A 19,730-nucleotide genomic window follows, 5' to 3' on the forward strand; every position below is an offset into this window, starting at 1 on the left:
CGCGTATCCGTTGGTCCGCGGATCGCTTCTCAAGGGTGGCGGGTTCCCGGGAATTTTGAACTTGCGTTTCACAGAGTGAGACGCGAGTATCGTTGCATGGACAACTCTAGCGGCGTAGGCGTTCTGGACAAGGCGGCCCTTGTCCTGAGCGCCCTGGAGTCCGGTCCGGCCACCCTCGCGGGACTGGTCGCGGCCACCGGGCTCGCACGACCCACGGCGCACCGTCTCGCCGTGGCCTTGGAGCACCACCGGATGGTGGCGCGGGACATGCAGGGCAGGTTCATCCTCGGCCCGCGCCTGGCCGAGCTGGCCGCGGCGGCGGGCGAGGACCGCCTCCTTGCCACGGCGGGCCCGGTGCTCACGCATCTGCGCGACGTCACGGGCGAGAGCGCCCAGCTCTATCGCCGCCAGGGCGACATGCGCATCTGCGTGGCGGCCGCGGAGCGCCTCTCGGGCCTCAGGGACACCGTCCCGGTCGGCTCGACGCTCACCATGAAGGCGGGCTCGTCCGCGCAGATCCTGATGGCCTGGGAGGAGCCGGAGCGGCTGCACCGGGGCCTTCAGGGCGCACGGTTCACGGCGACGGCCCTGTCCGGGGTGCGCCGCAGGGGCTGGGCCCAGTCGATCGGCGAGCGGGAGCCGGGCGTCGCCTCGGTGTCCGCGCCGGTGCGGGGCCCGTCGAACCGCGTGGTGGCCGCGGTCTCCGTGTCGGGGCCGATCGAGCGCCTGACCCGCCACCCGGGCCGCATGCACGCCCAGGCCGTCATAGACGCGGCCGGCCGCCTCTCCGAGGCCCTGCGCCGCACCGGCTGAGCCGCGCGCGGCCGTCGTACGACCTCCCGAGGAGGGCTCGCCTCAACGCCGCGGCGAGCCCTCTTCCACGTCCGCGACGCGCCCGGGCCCCGACCCGCGGGCGGGCACGCGCAGTTGACGCGCGTGGTGGTACGGCGTCGAGCAGGCGGGGCGGGCGCGAGCGGGCTCCGTGATCCGGGAACGCCGAAGGGCCTCCACCGTGGTGGAGGCCCTGCGGTCTCTGTACCCCCGACCGGATTCGAACCGGCGCTACCGCCTTGAGAGGGCGGCGTGCTAGGCCGCTACACAACGGGGGCGAGGATCTTGCAGGCGTTTTGCATCGCCGCAGATCCGAGCTGGTCTACCAGGACTCGAACCTAGACTAACTGAACCAGAATCAGTCGTGCTGCCAATTACACCATAGACCAATGATGGTTTAGACCAGTTTGTACCCCCGACCGGATTCGAACCGGCGCTACCGCCTTGAGAGGGCGGCGTGCTAGGCCGCTACACAACGGGGGCCCTAGCGATCCTGCATCAAGGTCGGTGGGAGCTACCCATGCCGTCCTCGCGGGAAGGATCTGTACCCCCGACCGGATTCGAACCGGCGCTACTGCCTTGAGAGGGCAGCGTGCTAGGCCGCTACACAACGGGGGCTTTGCAGATGAGCTCTGCGAGCTGGCCTACCTGGACTCGAACCAAGACTAACTGAACCAGAATCAGTCGTGCTGCCAATTACACCATAGGCCACTGGAACGCAACCCCCGGGAGGGGTTCTGTTCCGGTTGCGCTTTCCTGCCGGGCCTTTCGGCCCTCTCGGGCGGCGCAGGAAGAACATTACCCGAAGGTGGACGGCGCTCCAAAACGGGTATCCGAGCGCAGCAGCGCGGGCAGCTCCGCGAGGCTCGTGATCCGGTGGACTCCCGACGGGCCGTCCCCCCGGGTGCCGTTGCGGTCGAGCCAGATGCCGACCAGGCCCGCGTCGCGGGCGCCGCGGGCGTCGATCTCCGGTTCGTCGCCGACGTACGCGATCTCCCCGGGTGCCAGGCCGAGGGCCTCGCACACCGCCTGGAAGGCCTCGGGGGCGGGCTTGGCGACACCGAGGTCGGCGGCGCACAGGACCGTCTCGAAGCGGTCGCGCACGCCGAGGGCCCTGAGCTTGTACTCCTGCACGGAGAGAGCCGAGTTCGACAGGACCGCGTGGCGGTAGTCCCCGGCCAGCTCGTCCAGGGCGGGCACGGTGTCCGGGAAGAGGGCCCAGGCGGCCTCGTAGTGCCCCAGGTAGCGGCCGAACCAGGCGTCGGCCTCCGCGTCGTCGAGGGCGGCGCCGAGGAAGTCGCGCACGCGGTCCCTGCGCTGCGCGGAGAAGTCCACCTGGCCCGCGCCGAAGCGGGCCCAGTGCCGGGCCGTGGTCTCCTTCCACAGGGCCAGGGCGCGGTCGGCGCTGTCGTAGCGGGCGAGGAGGCCCTCGGCGGCGAGGTGGGCCCGCATGCCCGTGAGATCGGCGGTGGCGTAGTCGAAGAGGGTGTCGTCGACGTCCCAGACGACGGCGTTGACCGGCATGGTCCGAACGTACGCGAAAGGGCCCGGGAGCCGTGAGGGCTTCCGGGCCCTTTCGCAGGGGCCGTGCGCGCGGTGTTACGCGGTCAGCTTCGCGAGCGCCGCGTCGATGCGCCGCAGGGCGCGGTCCTTGCCGAGGATCTCCAGGGACTCGAAGAGGGGCAGGCCGACCGTGCGGCCCGTGACGGCGACGCGGACGGGGGCCTGGGCCTTGCCGAGCTTGAGGCCGTGCTCCTCGCCCGCGGCCAGGACGGCCTCCTTGAGGGCCTCCGGGGACGACCAGTCGGCCGCCTCCAGCTTGGCGCGGGCGGTGGTCAGGAGGGCGTCGGAGCCCTCCTTCATGGCCTTGGTCCAGGAGGCCTCGTCGAAGACCGGCTCCGGCAGGAACAGGAAGTCCACGTTGTCCGTGATCTCGGACAGGACCTTGAGGCGGGTCTGCGCGTGGGGCGCGATCGCCTCCCAGACCGCCGCGTCGAAGTCCTCCGGGGCCCAGGGGGCGTGCGGGGCGCGCAGCCACGGCTCGCAGGCCGCGGCGAACGCCTTCACGTCCAGCATGCGGATGTGGTCAGCGTTGATGGCCTCGGCCTTCTTCAGGTCGAAGCGGGCCGGGTTGGAGTTCACGTCGGCGAGGTCGAACTTCGCGACCATCTCGTCGATCGTGAAGACGTCCTGGTCGGCGGAGAAGGACCAGCCGAGCAGGGAGAGGTAGTTGAGCAGGCCCTCAGGCAGGAAGCCGCGCTCGCGGTAGAGGTTCAGGCTCGCCTGCGGGTCGCGCTTGGAGAGCTTCTTGTTGCCCTCGCCCATGACGTACGGCAGGTGGCCGAACTGCGGGATGGTCTTCGCGACGCCCAGCTCGATCAGCGCCTTGTAGAGCGCGATCTGGCGCGGGGTGGAGGAGAGCAGGTCCTCGCCGCGCAGGACGTGGGTGATCTCCATCAGGGCGTCGTCGACCGGGTTGACCAGCGTGTACAGCGGGGCGCCGTTGGCGCGGACGATGCCGTAGTCGGTGACGTTCTCCGCCTGGACGGTGATCTCGCCGCGGACCAGGTCGGTGAAGGTGGTGGCCTCGTCCGGCATCCGGAAGCGGATGATGTGGCTGCGGCCCTCGGCCTCGTACGCCTGTTTCTGCTCGGCGGTGAGGTCGCGGCACTGGCCGTCGTAGCCGGACGGCTTGCCGGCGGCGCGGGCGGCCTCGCGGCGGGCGTCCAGCTCCTCGGTGGTGCAGTAGCACGGGTAGGCGTGGCCGGAGGCGACGAGCTTCTCGGCGACGTCCCGGTAGATGTCCATGCGCTGCGACTGGCGGTACGGCGCGTGCGGGCCGCCGACCTCGGGCCCCTCGTCCCAGTCGAAGCCCAGCCAGCGCATGGAGTCCAGGAGCTGCTCGTACGACTCCTCGGAGTCGCGGGCGGCGTCCGTGTCCTCGATGCGGAAGACCAGGGTGCCCTCGTTGTGCCGGGCGAACGCCCAGTTGAACAGGGCGGTGCGGACCAGGCCCACGTGCGGGTTGCCGGTCGGGGAGGGACAGAAACGTACGCGTACGTTCGTCGCGTTAGCCACGCTTGATCACCTTGTTGGTGAGAGTGCCGATGCCTTCGATGGTGACGGCGACCTCGTCGCCGACGTTGAGGGGGCCAACCCCCTCGGGGGTGCCGGTGAGGATGACGTCGCCGGGCAGCAGCGTCATGGCCTCGGAGATGTTGACGACCAGGTCCTCGATGGAGTGCACCATCTCGGAGGTGCGGCCGAGCTGGCGCTGCTGGCCGTTGACCGTGCACTGGATCGTCAGGTCGCTCGGGTCGAGGTCCGTCTCCACCCACGGGCCGAGCGGGCAGGACGTGTCGAAGCCCTTGGCCCGGGCCCACTGCTTCTCGCGCTTCTGCACGTCGCGGGCGGTGACGTCGTTGGCGCAGGTGTAGCCGAAGACGACGTCCTTGACGCGCTCGCGCGGGACCTCGCGGCACATGCGGCCGATGACCACGGCCAGCTCCGCCTCGTGGTGCAGCTCCTCGGAGAACGACGGGTACTGGATCGCGTCGCCGGAGCCGATCATCGAGGTCGCGGGCTTGAAGAAGGCGAAGGGGGCGTCGGGCACCTCGTGGCCCAGCTCCTTGGCGTGGGCCGCGTAGTTCCGCCCGAAGGCCACGATCTTGTGGCCGATGACCGGGGCGAGGAGCCGGACCTTGCTCAGCGGGACCTTGACGCCGCTCAGCTCGAAGTCGGCGTACGGGCTGCCCTTGATGATGTCGACGACTAGCTCGTCCGGCTTGTCGCCCTCGACCGCGCCGAAGGCGACGTTGCCGTCGATGGAGAACCTGGCGATACGCACGTGAGCGGTGCCCTTTGCAGCTGCGGGGTGGTCTGGTCCGGCCAGTCTATGGGGCTTCGCCCCTCTGCCCCTTTTCCGCCGCTTCTTTCGCCGGTGTACGGCTCGTCCACCGGTGCGCGGACGAGCGTGACGGCCCTCGGCAGGGTCTTACGGCGCTGCGGGCGCCGCGGGCGCGTCCATGAGCGTGGTGCGCTTGGGGTTGGCCGTCTGGGTGGGGAGGTCCACGGAGTGCTCCGGCTGCTCGGGAGCCGTCTGCAGGGCTGCGGCGTCCTCGAGGTGCGCGAGGGTGGTGCGGCGCGGGTTGGCTATGTTGCGGAACATCATCGTGGACTTCATCTGCTGCTGTGGCCCTGTCGATCGGGGCGCCGCCGAGTGGGCGCCAGTTGTCGGATTCCCCATCCCTGTAAAGCGTCAGGCTAAACATGCAATTCCCGCGCAATGTCGAGAAGAGGCCATGATCTTCATGTGAGTTTGCTCACGAGGGCATGGATAAATAGGTCAATTCCGGCTGCCGATGGGGCCGTTGAAAACGGACATTGCCCCCCTGAAGCCCGCATTCCGCTCCTGATCATGAAGACTGGGACACCGACTCCGGCCTCACGTCTCGTACAGGAAAGTCCGATTTGGGCGGCTTGAGTTTCTACGTCTGGTGACGTGCCCCTCACGTCCTGTCACGGGCGGCCAGGCCCGGACCACGGGCCTTGTTGGAGATCCTGCACTGTGCTGGAATTCCCGGGACCGCCGCGGGATCGAACCGGCGCACAGGGGCGCAACGCAGCGCCGAGGGCGGCGGGAAGGGGGAGCAGCGCCGGTCTCACGACCACCATGGGGTGCTTGACGCCCCGAGACGCCGACACCGTCCTGCCGTCCACGCGGCGGGACGCCTGGTCCAGAGGTTGCGACGCTAGTGCAGGGACGTTTCAAGAGGGATGGCAGCGCTGCGGCGGAGCCGGAGCGCGGCGGAAGTGACCGCGGCTCCTCGGCCCAGCACGCCCAGAACCCCGCATCGGTGCAGTCCGGCGACGGCGGCCCCGGGGCCGCCCGCACGGGCGCGCCCGGCGGCGGCCTGCCCACGGACGAGTCGAAGGCGAAGGGCTCCAAGACACCCCCTGGTCCCGGCCCTCGAATAGCCCTGCGCAACTGGCGCATCTCGACCCGTCTGGTCTCGCTCCTCGCCCTCCCCGTCATCACGGCGACCTCGCTGGGCGCGCTGCGCATCAACTCGTCGTTGGACGACATCCAGCAGCTCGACAACATGAAGCTGCTGACGGATCTGACGGAGGACGCCACCCGGCTGGCCGCCGCGCTCCAGGAGGAGCGCGACCAGTCGGCAGGACCGCTCGCGCACGGCGCGAGCGACACCGACTTCACCGTCAAGAGCGTCCGCCAGAAGACGGACCGCGCCTACCGGAACTTCCTCACCGGCACCCAGGACGTCGACAGCAGCGAGGGCGACAAGGGCTTCCTCGGCATCCGGCAGAACACGGTCCAGATCACCCGGCAGCTCCAGAAGATCAAGGACGTACGCCGGGACGCGTTCCAGAAGGACGTCCCGTCCTCGCAGACGGTCGACGCCTACAGCCAGCTCATCCAGCAGCTCCTCGCGCTCTCCGAGGACATGGCGCAGGCGACCAGCAACCCGGACATGATCCAGCGCACGCGCGCCCTGGCGGCCTTCTCCTCCGCCAAGGAGTTCGCGTCCGTCCAGCGGGCCGTCATCGCGGCCGCGCTGCCGCCGAACAACCGCGAGTTCGGCAAGCTCTCCGACCTCGACCGCCGCTACGCCCTCACGGCGAACGAGAAGGAGAACGACGAACTCCAGTCGTTCAACCGGATCTACGTCGGCGACGGCGCGAAGCTGCTCGCGCCCATCAGCCGCGGCAACGCCACCATCCAGGGCGCCGACGCCTACGCCCAGCGCATCCTCGAGCAGCCCAATGGCATCAAGCTCCGCGGCAAGCGGTCCTACAAGGACTGGGTGGACCAGGACTCCACCAAGATCTCGGAGATGGCCAAGATCGAGCTGACGCTGCTCGACGAGATGGAGCAGAAGGCCCGCTCGCTGCGGAACGAGTCCGAGCAGCAGGCGATCCTGAACGGTGCGCTCATCCTGCTGGTGCTCGGCGTCTCGCTCGTCGGCGCCTTCGTCGTGGCCCGGTCCATGATCCGCTCGCTCCGCCGGCTCCAGGACACCGCGACCAAGGTCGCCCAGGACCGCCTGCCCGAGCTGGTCAAGCAGCTCTCCGAGTCCGACCCGCAGGACGTCGACACGTCCGTGGAGTCCGTCGGTGTGCACTCCCGGGACGAGATCGGCCAGGTGGCCGCGGCCTTCGACGACGTGCACCGCGAGGCGGTCCGCCTCGCCGCCGAGCAGGCCCTCCTGCGGGGCAACGTCAACGCGATGTTCACCAACCTCTCGCGCCGCTCCCAGGGCCTCATCCAGCGCCAGCTCTCGCTCATCTCCGAGCTGGAGTCCCGCGAGGCCGACCCGGACCAGCTGTCGTCGCTGTTCAAGCTCGACCACCTCGCGACCCGCATGCGCCGTAACGGCGAGAACCTCCTCGTCCTCGCCGGTGAGGAGCCCGGCCGCCGCTGGACGCGGCCCGTGCCGCTCGTCGACGTGCTCCGCGCCGCCGCCTCCGAGGTGGAGCAGTACGAGCGCATCGAGCTGTCCTCGGTGCCCGCCACCGACGTGGCCGGACGCGTCGTCAACGACCTCGTGCACCTCCTCGCCGAGCTGCTGGAGAACGCGACCTCGTTCTCCTCGCCGCAGACCAAGGTCAAGGTGACCGGTCACGCGCTGCCCGACGGCCGCGTGCTGATCGAGATCCACGACACCGGCATCGGCCTCTCCCCCGAGGACCTCGCCGCGATCAACGAGCGGCTCGCGTCGCCGCCCACCGTGGACGTCTCCGTCTCCCGCCGCATGGGTCTGTTCGTGGTCGGCCGCCTCTCGCAGCGCCACGGCATCCGCATCCAGCTGCGGCCCTCCGACTCCGGTGGTACGACCGCGCTGGTCATGCTGCCCGTCGACGTCGCCCAGGGCGGCAAGAAGGGCCCGGGCCAGCCCGGTGCCCCGGCGCCGACCGGTGGTCCCGCGGCGGCCCAGGCCGCGGCGGGTGCCGCCGCCGCGCGTCGCGGTGGCGGTGTGGCGGCCGGTCTGAGCGGCGCGGCCCGCGCCCGCCAGAACAACCAGAGCAACCAGAACAACCACGTCGGCCCCGCCGGCGCGCAGCGCGGCCAGGTCGCGGGCTCGGGCCCGCGTGCGGCGCTGCCCTCGCGCGGCAACGGCCAGGGCCCGGCGGCCGGCTCCCCGGTGGCGCCGGGCGGGCTCGCGGGCCCCGGCGGTGCCCCGGGCTCCGGGACGCAGGGCGGCCGCGGTGGCGCCCTCGGCCAGGGCCAGGGCGGCGGCCGCCCCGGGGCGGGCAGCATGCCGCAGCCTCCGGTGCCCCAGCAGCGTACGAACGACGCGGGTCAGGCCGTCGGGTCGGGCCCGGGCTCCGGTCCGCGTGAGCAGGACCGCAGGCCCCAGCTGCCGCCGCGCGGCGGCCCGCGGGCCGAGCTGCCCGGTGGCAGCCCGCAGCAGCCCCGCGTGCCCAGCTGGAGCGAGGAGAACGCGCAGCCGCAGGTCTCGCGCGAGCCCTTCGACGCTCCGCGCGGCCACGAGGAGCCCGAGTCCACCGGCCAGTTCCCGCACCCCGCGGGGGCCGCCGACGACCTTCGGGGCCCCGGCTCGACCGCGCAGTTCGACCGCCCCGACTTCGACGGCCCGCCGCCCGGCACGCAGGGCGACGCCCCGAGCGGCGCCACCGGCGAGTTCGTGCGCTCCGACGTCTTCGGCGGGCCCTCCCCCGCGGCCCCGCAGGCGCCCCACGGCCCCCAGTCCGGCCAGCCGGGCCAGCCGCCGCACGCCACCGGTGAGTTCTCGGTGCCGCGCCCGCCCGCGCCGCGCCGCGGCCAGGCCCCGCGCGCCGATCTGGACCAGGGCGTGCCGCAGCAGCCGCAGCGCCCCCAGGCCCAGCTGCCGCAGGCGCCCCAGCCGGAGCCGCAGCAGTCCGAGCCGGAGGCCCTGCCGCCCGCGTCCGGTCCGCTCGACGGCCGTACGCCGCTGTACGACACGCTGGAGACCAACTGGTTCTCGCAGCAGGCGGAGCAGCAGGCCCAGCAGCAGGCACAGCAGGCCGAACAGCAGGAGCGGGCCCAGCGGGAGCGCGCCGAGCAGGAGCGTCAGGCCCAGGCCCAGGCCCAGGCCCAGGCCCAGGCCGAGCAGGAGCGCCAGCAGGCCGAGCGGGCCCAGCGGGAGCGCGCCGAGCAGGGCGACCTGACCGGCGGTGCCGGGCAGGGCCACCGCCCGGAGCTGCCGCAGCGCGGCAACCGCGGCCAGGAGCCGCAGGGCCACCGCCCCGAGGCCGGTGCGCCGCAGCCCCAGCAGCAGGCTCCGCAGCGTGGCTCCCGGCTCCCCCGCCGGGAACCGCAGCTTCCGCAGCGCGAGCCGCAGCGACCTCTCGACGGCACGCGTCCCCAGGGCGTACGCCCGCCGCAGCAGCCCCACGGGACCCCGCAGCCTTCGCGTCCGGCCGGCCTCCAGGCCCCGGGCCAGCACGGCCAGGGCGTCCCCCAGAACCAGCAGCACGCACAGAACCCGCAGAACCCGCAGAACCCGCAGGGTCAGCAGACCCCGCAGAACCCGAACAGCACCACCGGCAACACCGCTTGGCGTCCCACGCCGAACGACGAGCTGGGCCGTCAGGCCGAGCGCGTCCGGCAGCCCTCCGCGGGCGGCGTCACCACGTCCGGCCTTCCGCGCCGCGTGCCACGGGCGAACCTCGTGGCGGGCACCGCACAGCAGGCGCAGGACAGCGCGGGTCCGCAGGTCTCGCGCGCGCCCGACGACGTGCGCGGCCGGCTGACCAATCTCCGTCGGGGCATTCAGCAGGGTCGCCAGGCCGGTACCGGCCAGACCGGCAGTTTCCCTCGCCCCACTCACCAGCAGGAGCGTTAGTTGAGTCCGATGAGCCAGGCGGCACAGAACCTGAACTGGTTGATCACCAACTTCGTGGAGAACACCCCCGGGGTGTCCCACACGGTCGTGGTCTCCGCCGACGGCCTGCTTCTCGCGATGTCCGAGGGCTTTCCGCGCGACCGCGCCGACCAGCTCGCGGCCGTCGCCTCCGGCCTGACCTCCCTCACCGCCGGGGCCTCCCGGATCTTCGAGGGCGGGGCGGTCACGCAGACCGTCGTGGAGATGGAGCGCGGTTTCCTGTTCATCATGTCCGTCTCCGACGGCTCGTCCCTGGCCGTGCTCGCGCACCCCGAGTGCGACATCGGCCTCGTCGGGTACGAGATGGCGCTGCTCGTCGACCGTGCGGGCACCGTCCTCACCCCGGACCTGCGCGCCGAGCTGCAGGGCAGCCTGCTGCACTAGCCCGGCGCGCGGGCCAGGCCCGCCAGAGCCCCCGGCCGCCCCACCGGCCAGGGACGTTCCGACCGTACGCAACCACCCACCGTCCGGCCGCCACTCATGCCCCCACCAGGCTGACGTCAGACGGAACGCAGACGAACTGCTGTCCCGCCCGGAGGATCCATGAACCCGCCCACCGCCTCTCATGACCCGTACGGCGCCCAAGCCGGCTACGGCTATGAGGGCGACCAGCCGCTGGTGCGCCCGTACGCGATGACCGGTGGCCGGACCAGGCCCCGCTACCAGCTCGCGATCGAGGCGCTGGTCAGCACCACGGCGGACCCGGCCCAGCTGATGGGACTGCTCCCCGAGCACCAGCGGATCTGTCACCTGTGCCGCGAGGTCAAGTCGGTGGCCGAGGTGTCCGCGCTGCTCTCGATGCCGCTCGGCGTCGCCCGCATCCTGGTGGCCGACCTGGCCGAGGCCGGGCTCGTCGCGATCCACCAGCCCGGCGGCGACGAGAACACCGGTGGCCAGCCCGACGTGACTCTGCTCGAAAGGGTGCTCAGTGGACTTCGCAAGCTCTAGCGCGGGCGGCTTCACGGACTCCGCCGCCGCAGGCCGGTCCACCACGTCCGCCAAGATCGTGGTGGCGGGCGGCTTCGGCGTGGGCAAGACGACGTTCGTCGGCGCGGTCTCGGAGATCAACCCACTGCGCACCGAAGCGGTGATGACGTCCGCGTCAGCGGGTATTGACGACCTCACGCATACCGGTGACAAGACCACCACCACGGTGGCGATGGATTTCGGCCGCATCACCCTTGACCAGGATCTGATCCTGTACCTGTTCGGCACCCCCGGTCAGGACCGCTTCTGGTTCATGTGGGACGACCTGGTGCGCGGCGCGATCGGCGCCATCGTCCTGGTCGACACCCGGCGCCTGGCCGACTGTTTCCCGGCTGTGGACTACTTCGAGAACTCCGGACTGCCCTTCGTCATCGCCCTCAACGGCTTCGACGGCCAGCAGCCCTACACTCCCGACGAGGTCCGCGAGGCTCTGCAGCTCGGCCCCGACGCCCCCATCATCACGACGGATGCCCGACAGCGTGCGGAAGCAAAGAGTGGCCTGATCACGCTGGTCGAGCACGCACTCATGGCACGACTCAAGTAGGCGGGATCATACGGAAGTTGCCGTATATCGCACGGAACGATCTGTGTCCTTTGACACGGACCGCCGCCGTGTTCATAACGTTTCGACAGAGAATTCCGCCGACGCGGCCACACATCGCGGTCGGCCGGTATCACTGTGCTCACAAGAGCCCCGCCTTTTGGCGGGGCTCGCTCTTTATGACCGATTTATCTGAGGCTTACACCACTCCGAACGCTTCCCTCCTACTGTTTGGAAGAGCACCACCTGACGTGCTGGAATGCGCTGAACTGCCCAGTAGCACGGGCCTTTGGAGACGACAGCGGCACCAGCGCGGGAGCCGCCGCCGAGAGGTTGTTGGTCGAGTGAGGCGAAGCAAGACGAGCCCCGCACCCCCGGACCGGGACACGCGGGGCAACTTCACCCCGCCCCCGCGAGCGGCGACACCGTCGCCGTCCGCGGACGTACCCGGCGGCGAGCCACAGGTCGCCTCCGGCGGGCGCCTTTCGCCCCGGAACTGGCGCGTGCCGACCCGCCTGAACGCGATCCTCCTCATACCCGTGCTCGTCGGACTCGTCATGGGCGGCTTCCAGGTCAAGGGCGCCATCGACACCTGGGACGAGGCCCGCGACGCCGAGGCCACGGCCCGTCTGGTGCGCGCTTCGCTGGACTACGGCAACCGCCTCATCGAGGAGCGCGACATCTCCGCCGCGCCCCTCCTGGGCGGCAAGAAGGACGACCCGGCCGTGGTCAAGGCCCGCAAGGCCACCGACCGGGCCGCGGCCGTCTTCGCCGACGCCGCCGAGGACATGCCGCACAAGGAGGGCCTCGACCGCCGGCTCGCGACCTTCAAGAAGGTCGAGCCCAAGCTGGAGGGCCTGCGCCAGGCCGCGTACACCAGCAAGCTGCCCGGCGTACGCACCGAAGAGGGCTACGTCGCCATCCAGCACCCGCTGATGGAGTTCGCCAACGAACTGGGCCTCGGCACCGGCAACATCACCTCCTACGGCCGCACCGTCTACGCGGTGTCCCTGGCCAAGGCGGCGCTCTCGCTCCAGCGCTCCATCGGCACCCACCTCCTGGAGAAGCCGGGCCCGACGCAGAGCGACTTCACCAAGCAGAAGGTCGCCTTCTCCTCCTACGCCTACCTCGAGCGCATCGCCATCGAGGAGTACACCGGCGGCGGCACGCCCTCCGACGTCAGGAAGCTGGAGGAGGCCAGGAAGCGGCTCATCGCCGACGCCGCGAAGCAGGCCGAGCAGGACGCCGCCGACGCGCGCGCGGGCGGAAAGAAGTTCGTCGCCCCGCCCCAGGGCGAGAAGATGCTCGAACTCATCCTGAGCATGCCCAACACCCAGCCCAGCTCCCGGGTGGCGCTCGCGGACAAGGGCATCACCAGCAAGGTGCTGTGGAAGGGCACCACGGCCAAGTTCGACGCGTACCGCAAGATCGAGGCGGACCTCACGGACAAGGCCGTGCACGAGGCCTCCGGCATCGCCGACGACGCCAAGACCGACGCCTTCATCACCGGTGCGATCGTCGTGGTCGCGCTGCTCGCCGCCTTCGTCCTGGCCGGGCTCATGGCCCGGCAGATGAGCCGCTCGATGCGCAGCCTGCGCACCGCCGCCTTCGGCATCGCCGAGCAGCGCCTGCCGATGCTGGTCGACCAGCTCTCGCGCACCGACCCGGGCCGCGTGGACACCCGTGTCCAGCCCATCCCGATCACCACGACCGACGAGATCGGCGAGGTCGCCCGCGCCTTCGACCAGGTGCACCGCGAGGCCGTGCGGCTCGCCTCCGAGCAGGCCCTGCTCCGCGGCAACATCAACGCGATCTTCACCAACCTCTCGCGCCGCAACCAGTCGCTGATCGAGGGCCAGCTGACCCTCATCACCGACCTGGAGAACAACGAGGCCGACCCGGACCAGCTGGAGAGCCTCTTCCGCCTGGACCACCTGGCGACCCGCATGCGCCGCAACGGCGAGAACCTCCTGGTCCTCTCCGGCGAGGAGCCGGGCCGCCGCTGGGACCAGCCGGTGCCCCTTGTGGACGTGTTGCGCGCCGCCTCCTCCGAGGTGGAGCAGTACGAGCGCATCGAGCTGTCGGGCGTCCCCGAGGCCGAGATCCACGGCCTGGCCGTGACCGACCTCGTGCACCTGCTCGCCGAACTCCTTGAGAACGCCACGACGTTCTCCTCGCCGCAGACCAAGGTCAGGGTCACCGCGACCCGTCTCCCCGACGGCCGCGTGATGATCGAGATCCACGACAAGGGCATCGGCCTGACCGCCGAGGACTTCGCGGACATCAACCACCGGCTCGCCAACCCGCCGACCGTGGACGCCGCGATCTCGCAGCGCATGGGCCTGTTCGTGGTCGGCCGGCTGTCCGACCGGCACGGCATCCGGGTCCAGCTGCGCCCCTCGGGCGAGCAGGCGGGCACCACGTCGCTCGTGATGCTCCCGGAGATCATCACGCACGGTGGCGGCGGTGAACTCCACCCGCAGGACAACGAGTTCACGGTCTCCTCGATCATCCCCGAGCAGCAGGCGCAGGCGGCCGAGCCGCTGCGCACGGCCGCCGAGCTGGGCTTCGACGACACCGCGTACCGCGGCGAGCCCGCCGAGGGGCAGGGCGGCCAACTCGACCCCGTGGGCCGCTCCTTGATGCGCGAGGAGCGCCGCGCGGCCCTGGAGGCGCAGGCCCAGTCCGGCCGCCCGCTGTTCCGCGACGAGACGCAGGACGGCCAGGAGGCGTACGAGCAGGGCCAGGCCTACCCAGACCAGGCCGCCCAGGCCGCCCAGGGTGCGTACGAGACGCCGCACACCGGTTACGAGGAGCAGCAGTACGACCCCCAGCAGGCGTACGACCCTCAGCAGGCCTCCGGCTACGACCAGGGCCAGGGCGGCTACGACACCGGCTACGACGGGCAGTCGGCGTACGACCCGGCGCAGACGGGGCAGACCGCGCAGGGCGCGTATGACGACGCGTACTACACGACCCAGGACGGCTACCAGGACAACGCCTATCCGGAGTCCGGGCAGAGCGGTCACGAGGCCGTCGCGGGAGCCTCGCAGGAGTCCTTCGCGGCTTACCCGACCCGCTCCCACCAGGACGACTGGCCGTTGCGTGAGGGCTACCAGGAGTCCTACCAGGGCGAGTACGCTCCCGAAGCGGAATCCACTTCGGCGGCAGCCGCGGGCGAGCCGGAGCACGTAGGCTTCGACCGTCCGGGACCTGCCCAGACGCCTCCTCCGGCCGGCCACGGCCTGACCGACGCGGGACTGCCGCGGCGGGGCGGAGCCGCCGCGGCGAACGGCAACGGCAGCGCCCCCGCGGCGCAGGGCGAGGAGAGCCGCGACGGCGAGAGCCCGAGCGGCGAGCCGGACAGCTGGCGCACGGCCAACGACGAGCGCTGGCAGCGCGCCGAGCAGCTGCGGGAGCCCAAGGCGGGCGGGGTCACCCCGTCCGGCCTCCCGCGGCGGGTGCCCAAGGCCAACCTGGTCGAGGGCACGGCGGAGCAGACCCCGCAGGGCGGCCCCCAGGTCTCCCGCGACCCCGAGGAGGTCCGGGGCAGGCTGAGCAACCTGCGCCGCGGCGTCCAGCGGGGCCGCAGCGCGGGCAACGACACGAATGGCCAGGGCTTCAGCCCTGATAGCACCTACAACCAGGAGCGTTAGTGTGAGCCCGATGAGCCAGGCGGCGCAGAACCTGAACTGGTTGATCACCAACTTCGTGGAGAACACCCCCGGGGTGTCCCACACCGTGGTGGTCTCCGCCGACGGACTCCTTCTGGCGATGTCCGAAGGTTTCCCGCGCGACCGAGCCGATCAGCTCGCCGCGGTCGCGTCGGGTCTCACCTCCCTCACGGCCGGGGCCTCCCGGATCTTCGAGGGCGGCTCGGTGACCCAGACCGTTGTGGAGATGGAGCGAGGATTTCTCTTCATCATGTCCATCTCCGACGGGTCCTCCCTTGCCGTACTCGCCCACCCAGAAGCGGACATCGGTCTCATTGGGTACGAGATGGCACTTCTCGTCGACCGCGCCGGGACCGTCCTCACTCCGGACCTGCGCGCCGAGCTTCAGGGGAGCCTGCTCAACTAACAGACAGACGGTGCGTATTCGCGTCCCGGGGCCGTAAGGTTTCGGGACGCGGCTCCACAGCGATGGCGCCGGGCACAGTTTCGGAGGAGGAGTACGTGGCTGCAACACCCCCAGACGGTTCGTCTTCGGCCAACTGGCCTTCGGGCCGTGGCCAGGGCCAGGGTGACGGTTCGCAGAACCGGTACAACTTCCCCTCCGCGCCCAGCCACCGCCGGCAGCCGCACTACCGGCAGCCCGGCCCGCAGGCGCCCGGCCCGTACGACCGGCCCGCTCCGGGCGCTTACGAGCAGCCGGCGCCGGGCCCCTACGACCGGCCCGCCCCGGGCGCGTACGACCAGCAGCGGCCGTACGCGCCGCGGATCCAGCCCGCGCAGTCGCAGCGCCGCTCCCCCGAGCCGGCGCCCGTGGCCGCCAATCCGCTGGTGCGCCCGTACGCCATGACGGGCGGCCGCACCAGGCCGCGCTACCAGCTCGCCATCGAGGCGCTGGTGCACACCACCGCACAACCGCATCAGTTGCAGGGCCAGTTGCCCGAGCATCAGCGCATCTGCAATCTGTGCCGCGAGATCAAGTCGGTCGCCGAGATCTCGGCACTGCTCTCCATTCCCCTCGGCGTAGCCCGGATCCTCGTCGCCGACCTGGCGGAGGCCGGTCTCGTCGCCATCCATCAGCCCGGCGGCGACGAGTCCGCCGGCGGTCAGCCAGACGTGACACTGCTCGAAAGGGTGCTCAGTGGACTTCGCAAGCTCTAGCGGAGGAGCAACAGCCCGCTCCACCACCAGCGCGAAAATCGTGGTGGCGGGCGGCTTCGGTGTGGGCAAGACCACATTTGTCGGAGCCGTCTCGGAGATCAACCCGCTGCGCACCGAAGCCGTGATGACCTCCGCATCGGCAGGCATCGACGACCTGACGCACACCGGTGACAAGACGACCACGACGGTCGCCATGGACTTCGGCCGCATCACGCTCGACCAGGACCTGATCCTGTATCTGTTCGGCACCCCGGGCCAGGACCGCTTCTGGTTCATGTGGGACGACCTGGTGCGCGGCGCCATCGGAGCGGTCGTCCTTGTCGACACGAGGCGGCTCGCCGACTGCTTCCCCGCCGTCGACTACTTCGAGAACTCCGGCCTGCCCTTCGTCATCGCCCTCAACGGCTTCGACGGGCACCAGCCGTACACCCCGGACGAGGTCCGTGAGGCCCTTCAGATCGGCCCGGACACGCCCATCATCACGACGGACGCGCGCCACCGCGCCGACGCGAAGTCCGCGCTGATCACCCTGGTGGAGCACGCCCTGATGGCCCGCCTCCGCTAGCTCGCCGTGCCGCACGCCGTGGGCCCCGTACTCGGTCGAGTACGGGGCCCATGGTGTGTCGGTGGAGCGGTGGGGCTCAGCCCTGCCAGCTGTGCGGGGCGCGGAAGCCCGGCGTGCGCTCCAGGCGGCGCCAGCCGGCCTTGTCGCGGCCGTGGTGGACGGCGGGAACCGCGTCGGGCAGCGCCGCGGCACGGGCCAGCAGGATCGCCGTCAGGGCGGCGACTTCCTCGGGCTCGGCGTGGCCCTTCTCGACGCGGATGTCGGGAGTAGTCATGTGCGGCGGTCTCCTTGTGGGAAAGCGAAGAGGGCGGCGCGTCGCTACTGCGGCGGGTTGCCGTGCTTGCGCGAGGGCAGGTCGGCGTGCTTGTTGCGCAGCATCGCCAGCGAGTTGATCAGCACGGACCGGGTCTCGGCCGGGTCGATCACGTCGTCGACGAGGCCGCGCTCGGCGGCGTAGTACGGATGCATCAGCTCCGCCTTGTACTCCTTGACCATGCGGGCCCGCATGGCCTCGGGGTCCTCGGCGGCGGCGATCTGGCGGCGGAAGATGACGTTGGCGGCGCCCTCGGCGCCCATCACCGCGATCTCGTTGGTGGGCCAGGCGTAGGTGAGGTCGGCGCCGATGGACTGGCTGTCCATCACGATGTAGGCGCCGCCGTACGCCTTGCGCAGGATGAGCGAGATGCGCGGCACGGTGGCGTTGCAGTACGCGTACAGCAGCTTGGCGCCGTGGCGGATGATGCCGCCGTGCTCCTGGTCGACGCCGGGCAGGAAGCCGGGGACGTCGAGCAGGGTGACGATCGGGATGTTGAAGGCGTCGCACATCTGCACGAAGCGCGCGGCCTTCTCCGAGGCCTCGATGTCCAGGACGCCCGCGAGGGTCTGCGGCTGGTTGGCGACGATGCCGACGACCTGGCCGTCGAGGCGGGCCAGGGCGCAGATGATGTTGCGCGCCCAGCGCTCGTGGACCTCCAGGTAGTCGCCGTCGTCGACGAGCTCCTCGATGACCTTCGCCATGTCGTAGGGGCGGTTGCCGTCGGCGGGGACGAGGTCGAGGAGGACCTCGGAGCGGCGCTCGACGGGGTCGTCGCAGGGGGCGACGGGCGGGTTCTCGCGGTTGTTCTGCGGGAGCATCGCGAGGAGGTAGCGCACCTCGGCGAGGCAGGTCTCCTCGTCGTCGTACGCGAAGTGGCACACGCCGGAGGTCTCGGCGTGCACGTCGGCGCCGCCCAGGCCGTTCTGCGAGATCTCCTCGCCGGTCACCGCGCGGACCACGTCGGGGCCGGTGATGAACATCTGCGAGGTGTCGCGGACCATGAACACGAAGTCGGTGAGGGCGGGGCTGTAGGCCGCGCCGCCCGCGCACGGGCCGAGCATCACGGAGATCTGCGGGATGACGCCGGAGGCCTTGGTGTTGCGCTGGAAGATGCCGCCGTAGCCGGCGAGGGCGGAGACGCCCTCCTGGATGCGGGCGCCCGCGCCGTCGTTCAGGGAGACCAGCGGGGCTCCGGCCGCGATGGCCATGTCCATGATCTTGTGGATCTTCGTGGCGTGGGCCTCGCCCAGGGCGCCGCCGAAGATCCGGAAGTCGTGGGCGTAGACGAAGACCGTGCGGCCCTCGACCGTGCCCCAGCCGGTGATGACACCGTCGGTGTACGGCTTCTTCGCCTCCAGGCCGAAGCCGGTCGCCCGGTGCCGGCGCAGCTGCTCGACCTCCTGGAACGAACCCTCGTCGAGGAGAAGCGCGATCCGCTCGCGTGCCGTCAGCTTGCCCTTGGCGTGCTGGGCCTCGGTCGCCTTCTCGCTCGGTCCCGCCAGGGCCTGCGCGCGGATCCCGGCCAATTCGGCCACTCGGCCCCGCGCGTCGGTGGGCTCACCCGCTGAAGATCCAGCTTCGTCCAAAACGGTCATGCTGTCGACCTTACGAACTGCACGCGCGAAAACGGACCGTCGACTCTGAACAGTCTCGGGACCGTTTTCCTGGCACCCCCGGACAGAAGTTCTGTGCGGTGCAGGCGAAGTCACTGCTCAGGGGCCCATCCGGCTGTAGGGATTCCACAAGGCGCACAATGAGACTCGGATCACATTCCGACACCGGAACGAGTGCTTCCGGGCGGGGGCGGCCCGGCTCGGGCGGGGGCGGGCGGCCCTTCGACCGGGGGTGGAATTGGTGGGGGCCGACAACGCCCGGCGGCTATTCCAGCCATCCGCCCCGGGGGCCGGACGGCCTGCTCCCGGGGCTCAGGCGCGGTGGATCACGATGTCGCCGTAGCCCGTCCGCGCGCGCACCTTGACGGTCTCGCCGGAGTCACCGGGGCCCGCGGACGAGCCGAGCGACTGGCGCACCGAGCCGTACTTGGTCTGCACGTCGAGCCAGGCGGCGGTGCCCTCGCTGATGCCGATGTCGACCCTGCCGGTGCCGGTCTCCAGGACGGCGGTGCCGCGCGTCACCTCGCCGATCTCGATGGCGCCGCTCGCGGTCCTCGCGGTGACGTCGGCGTGCGCGCGGCTCACGACGACCGACCCGTTGGCGGAGCGGACCCGCAGCTCGCCCCTGACCTCGCCGATCTCGGTCGACCCGTTGGAGTTCTTGATGACGGCCGCGCCGCCGATCGTGCCGAGCCGCACCTCGCCGGAGGCCGTGGTGACATCGGCCTGGCCCTCCGTCCGGTCCACGTACACCCGGCCGTGCCCGGTGTCGAGGCGCACCGAGGCCGCCCGGACGACCCGGATCTCACCCATGGACGTCTTGACCTCGCACTCGCCGAGGTCGCCCTCGGTGGTGCAGTCGGCCATGGAGGTGGTGACGTGCACGTGCGAGCCCTCGGGCAGTGCGACCTCCACGTCGACCGACGAGCCCCTGCCGAAGAGGGAGCGCTCCTTGGGGCCCTTCACCAGGAGCCGGCCGGCCGTGTACTCCACCCGGGTGCGCTCGGCGGCCCGGACGTCGGCGGCGCGCGACTCGCTGGTGGGGCGCACGTCGACGACGGTCTCGGCGCGGTCGCCCGCGGTGATCCGCACCGTCCCGCTCTCGATGACCACCGAGGCGTGGATGGGCTTGGCGGTGTCGAAGGTTGGCATGGCTG

At 71.1% G+C, this 19,730-nt stretch carries 16 protein-coding genes and 5 tRNA genes; 9 read left to right on the forward strand and 12 right to left on the reverse strand.

Going from position 1 to position 19,730, the window contains the following annotated elements; all coding sequences use genetic code 11:
- The first annotated feature begins 96 nt into the window (after positions 1–96).
- The gene (ndgR, locus tag AC07GB_RS00495) at positions 97–813 is read left to right on the forward strand and encodes an IclR family transcriptional regulator NdgR (RefSeq protein ID WP_010984119.1); all 717 of its coding nucleotides are present in this window, start codon (positions 97–99) and stop codon (positions 811–813) included.
- A gap of 223 nt (positions 814–1,036) precedes the next feature.
- Here ndgR and AC07GB_RS00500 read toward each other — a convergent pair.
- The 9 genes from AC07GB_RS00500 to AC07GB_RS00540 form a co-directional block, all read right to left on the reverse strand.
- A tRNA-Glu gene (locus AC07GB_RS00500) sits at positions 1,037–1,109 on the reverse strand.
- A 39-nt stretch (positions 1,110–1,148) separates the two neighbouring features.
- Positions 1,149–1,220, reverse strand: a tRNA-Gln gene (locus AC07GB_RS00505).
- Between the two features lie 21 nt (positions 1,221–1,241).
- Positions 1,242–1,314 (reverse strand) — tRNA-Glu (locus AC07GB_RS00510).
- 62 nt (positions 1,315–1,376) lie between these two features.
- A tRNA-Glu gene (locus AC07GB_RS00515) sits at positions 1,377–1,449 on the reverse strand.
- A 21-nt stretch (positions 1,450–1,470) separates the two neighbouring features.
- Positions 1,471–1,542: transfer RNA gene (locus AC07GB_RS00520), tRNA-Gln, on the reverse strand.
- An 87-nt stretch (positions 1,543–1,629) separates the two neighbouring features.
- Complete coding sequence (locus AC07GB_RS00525) at positions 1,630–2,355, reverse strand: HAD family hydrolase (protein ID WP_478841015.1); 726 nt, start codon at positions 2,353–2,355, stop codon at positions 1,630–1,632.
- Between the two features lie 75 nt (positions 2,356–2,430).
- Positions 2,431–3,909: a glutamate--tRNA ligase gene (gene gltX, locus AC07GB_RS00530; protein ID WP_478841016.1), complete on the reverse strand. Its 1,479-nt coding sequence runs from the start codon at positions 3,907–3,909 to the stop codon at positions 2,431–2,433.
- Positions 3,902–4,678 carry a fumarylacetoacetate hydrolase family protein gene (locus AC07GB_RS00535; RefSeq protein WP_478841017.1) on the reverse strand — a complete coding sequence of 259 codons (777 nt, stop codon included), beginning with the start codon at positions 4,676–4,678 and terminating at the stop codon, positions 3,902–3,904. The genes gltX and AC07GB_RS00535 overlap by 8 nt, the downstream gene beginning before the upstream one ends.
- Positions 4,679–4,825: 147 nt before the next feature.
- A complete protein-coding gene (locus AC07GB_RS00540; protein WP_478841018.1) occupies positions 4,826–5,014 on the reverse strand; it encodes a hypothetical protein in 189 nt (62 codons plus the stop codon).
- Between the two features lie 571 nt (positions 5,015–5,585).
- Between AC07GB_RS00540 and AC07GB_RS00545 the strand changes: the two genes are divergently transcribed.
- The 8 genes from AC07GB_RS00545 to AC07GB_RS00580 all read left to right on the forward strand — a co-directional run bounded on the left by AC07GB_RS00545 (position 5,586) and on the right by AC07GB_RS00580 (position 16,644).
- On the forward strand, positions 5,586–9,680 hold the full coding sequence (locus AC07GB_RS00545) for a sensor histidine kinase (RefSeq protein WP_478841019.1): 4,095 nt from the start codon (positions 5,586–5,588) through the stop codon (positions 9,678–9,680).
- A gap of 9 nt (positions 9,681–9,689) precedes the next feature.
- Entirely contained in the window at positions 9,690–10,103 is a 414-nt protein-coding gene (locus AC07GB_RS00550; RefSeq protein WP_478841398.1) for a roadblock/LC7 domain-containing protein, read from the forward strand.
- Positions 10,104–10,262: 159 nt separating this feature from the next.
- Positions 10,263–10,667 carry a DUF742 domain-containing protein gene (locus AC07GB_RS00555; RefSeq protein WP_030676098.1) on the forward strand — a complete coding sequence of 135 codons (405 nt, stop codon included), beginning with the start codon at positions 10,263–10,265 and terminating at the stop codon, positions 10,665–10,667.
- Positions 10,648–11,250: a GTP-binding protein gene (locus AC07GB_RS00560; protein ID WP_478841020.1), complete on the forward strand. Its 603-nt coding sequence runs from the start codon at positions 10,648–10,650 to the stop codon at positions 11,248–11,250. Before AC07GB_RS00555 ends, AC07GB_RS00560 begins: the two co-directional genes overlap by 20 nt.
- A 341-nt stretch (positions 11,251–11,591) precedes the next feature.
- A complete protein-coding gene (locus tag AC07GB_RS00565; protein ID WP_478841021.1) occupies positions 11,592–14,903 on the forward strand; it encodes a sensor histidine kinase in 3,312 nt (1,103 codons plus the stop codon).
- A gap of 10 nt (positions 14,904–14,913) precedes the next feature.
- Positions 14,914–15,327 carry a roadblock/LC7 domain-containing protein gene (locus AC07GB_RS00570; RefSeq protein WP_030676106.1) on the forward strand — a complete coding sequence of 138 codons (414 nt, stop codon included), beginning with the start codon at positions 14,914–14,916 and terminating at the stop codon, positions 15,325–15,327.
- Positions 15,328–15,389: 62 nt separating this feature from the next.
- Complete coding sequence (locus AC07GB_RS00575) at positions 15,390–16,079, forward strand: DUF742 domain-containing protein (protein ID WP_478841022.1); 690 nt, start codon at positions 15,390–15,392, stop codon at positions 16,077–16,079.
- Positions 16,060–16,644 carry a GTP-binding protein gene (locus AC07GB_RS00580; protein ID WP_030361923.1) on the forward strand — a complete coding sequence of 195 codons (585 nt, stop codon included), beginning with the start codon at positions 16,060–16,062 and terminating at the stop codon, positions 16,642–16,644. Before AC07GB_RS00575 ends, AC07GB_RS00580 begins: the two co-directional genes overlap by 20 nt.
- Positions 16,645–16,720: 76 nt before the next feature.
- Here the strand turns inward: AC07GB_RS00580 and AC07GB_RS00585 are convergent, their stop codons facing one another.
- The 3 genes from AC07GB_RS00585 to AC07GB_RS00595 all read right to left on the reverse strand — a co-directional run bounded on the left by AC07GB_RS00585 (position 16,721) and on the right by AC07GB_RS00595 (position 19,725).
- Positions 16,721–16,918, reverse strand: a complete 198-nt coding sequence (locus AC07GB_RS00585) for an acyl-CoA carboxylase epsilon subunit (protein ID WP_478841023.1) — start codon at positions 16,916–16,918, stop codon at positions 16,721–16,723.
- Between the two features lie 44 nt (positions 16,919–16,962).
- Entirely contained in the window at positions 16,963–18,555 is a 1,593-nt protein-coding gene (locus AC07GB_RS00590; RefSeq protein ID WP_478841024.1) for an acyl-CoA carboxylase subunit beta, read from the reverse strand.
- A gap of 330 nt (positions 18,556–18,885) precedes the next feature.
- The gene (locus tag AC07GB_RS00595) at positions 18,886–19,725 is read right to left on the reverse strand and encodes a DUF4097 family beta strand repeat-containing protein (RefSeq protein ID WP_478841025.1); all 840 of its coding nucleotides are present in this window, start codon (positions 19,723–19,725) and stop codon (positions 18,886–18,888) included.
- Between the last annotated feature and the right edge of the window lie 5 nt (positions 19,726–19,730).

Source organism: Streptomyces sp. NPDC045778, assembly GCF_056431945.1.

Coding starts and splice junctions, on each gene's coding strand:
- ndgR (WP_010984119.1), top strand. CDS start 97: ATGGACAACTCTAGCGGCGTAGGCGTTCTGGACAAGGCGGCCCTTGTC.
- AC07GB_RS00525 (WP_478841015.1), bottom strand. CDS start 2,355: ATGCCGGTCAACGCCGTCGTCTGGGACGTCGACGACACCCTCTTCGAC.
- AC07GB_RS00540 (WP_478841018.1), bottom strand. CDS start 5,014: ATGAAGTCCACGATGATGTTCCGCAACATAGCCAACCCGCGCCGCACC.
- AC07GB_RS00550 (WP_478841398.1), top strand. CDS start 9,690: ATGAGCCAGGCGGCACAGAACCTGAACTGGTTGATCACCAACTTCGTG.
- AC07GB_RS00555 (WP_030676098.1), top strand. CDS start 10,263: ATGAACCCGCCCACCGCCTCTCATGACCCGTACGGCGCCCAAGCCGGC.
- AC07GB_RS00570 (WP_030676106.1), top strand. CDS start 14,914: ATGAGCCAGGCGGCGCAGAACCTGAACTGGTTGATCACCAACTTCGTG.
- AC07GB_RS00575 (WP_478841022.1), top strand. CDS start 15,390: ATGGCGCCGGGCACAGTTTCGGAGGAGGAGTACGTGGCTGCAACACCC.
- AC07GB_RS00585 (WP_478841023.1), bottom strand. CDS start 16,918: ATGACTACTCCCGACATCCGCGTCGAGAAGGGCCACGCCGAGCCCGAG.
- AC07GB_RS00590 (WP_478841024.1), bottom strand. CDS start 18,555: ATGACCGTTTTGGACGAAGCTGGATCTTCAGCGGGTGAGCCCACCGAC.
- AC07GB_RS00595 (WP_478841025.1), bottom strand. CDS start 19,725: ATGCCAACCTTCGACACCGCCAAGCCCATCCACGCCTCGGTGGTCATC.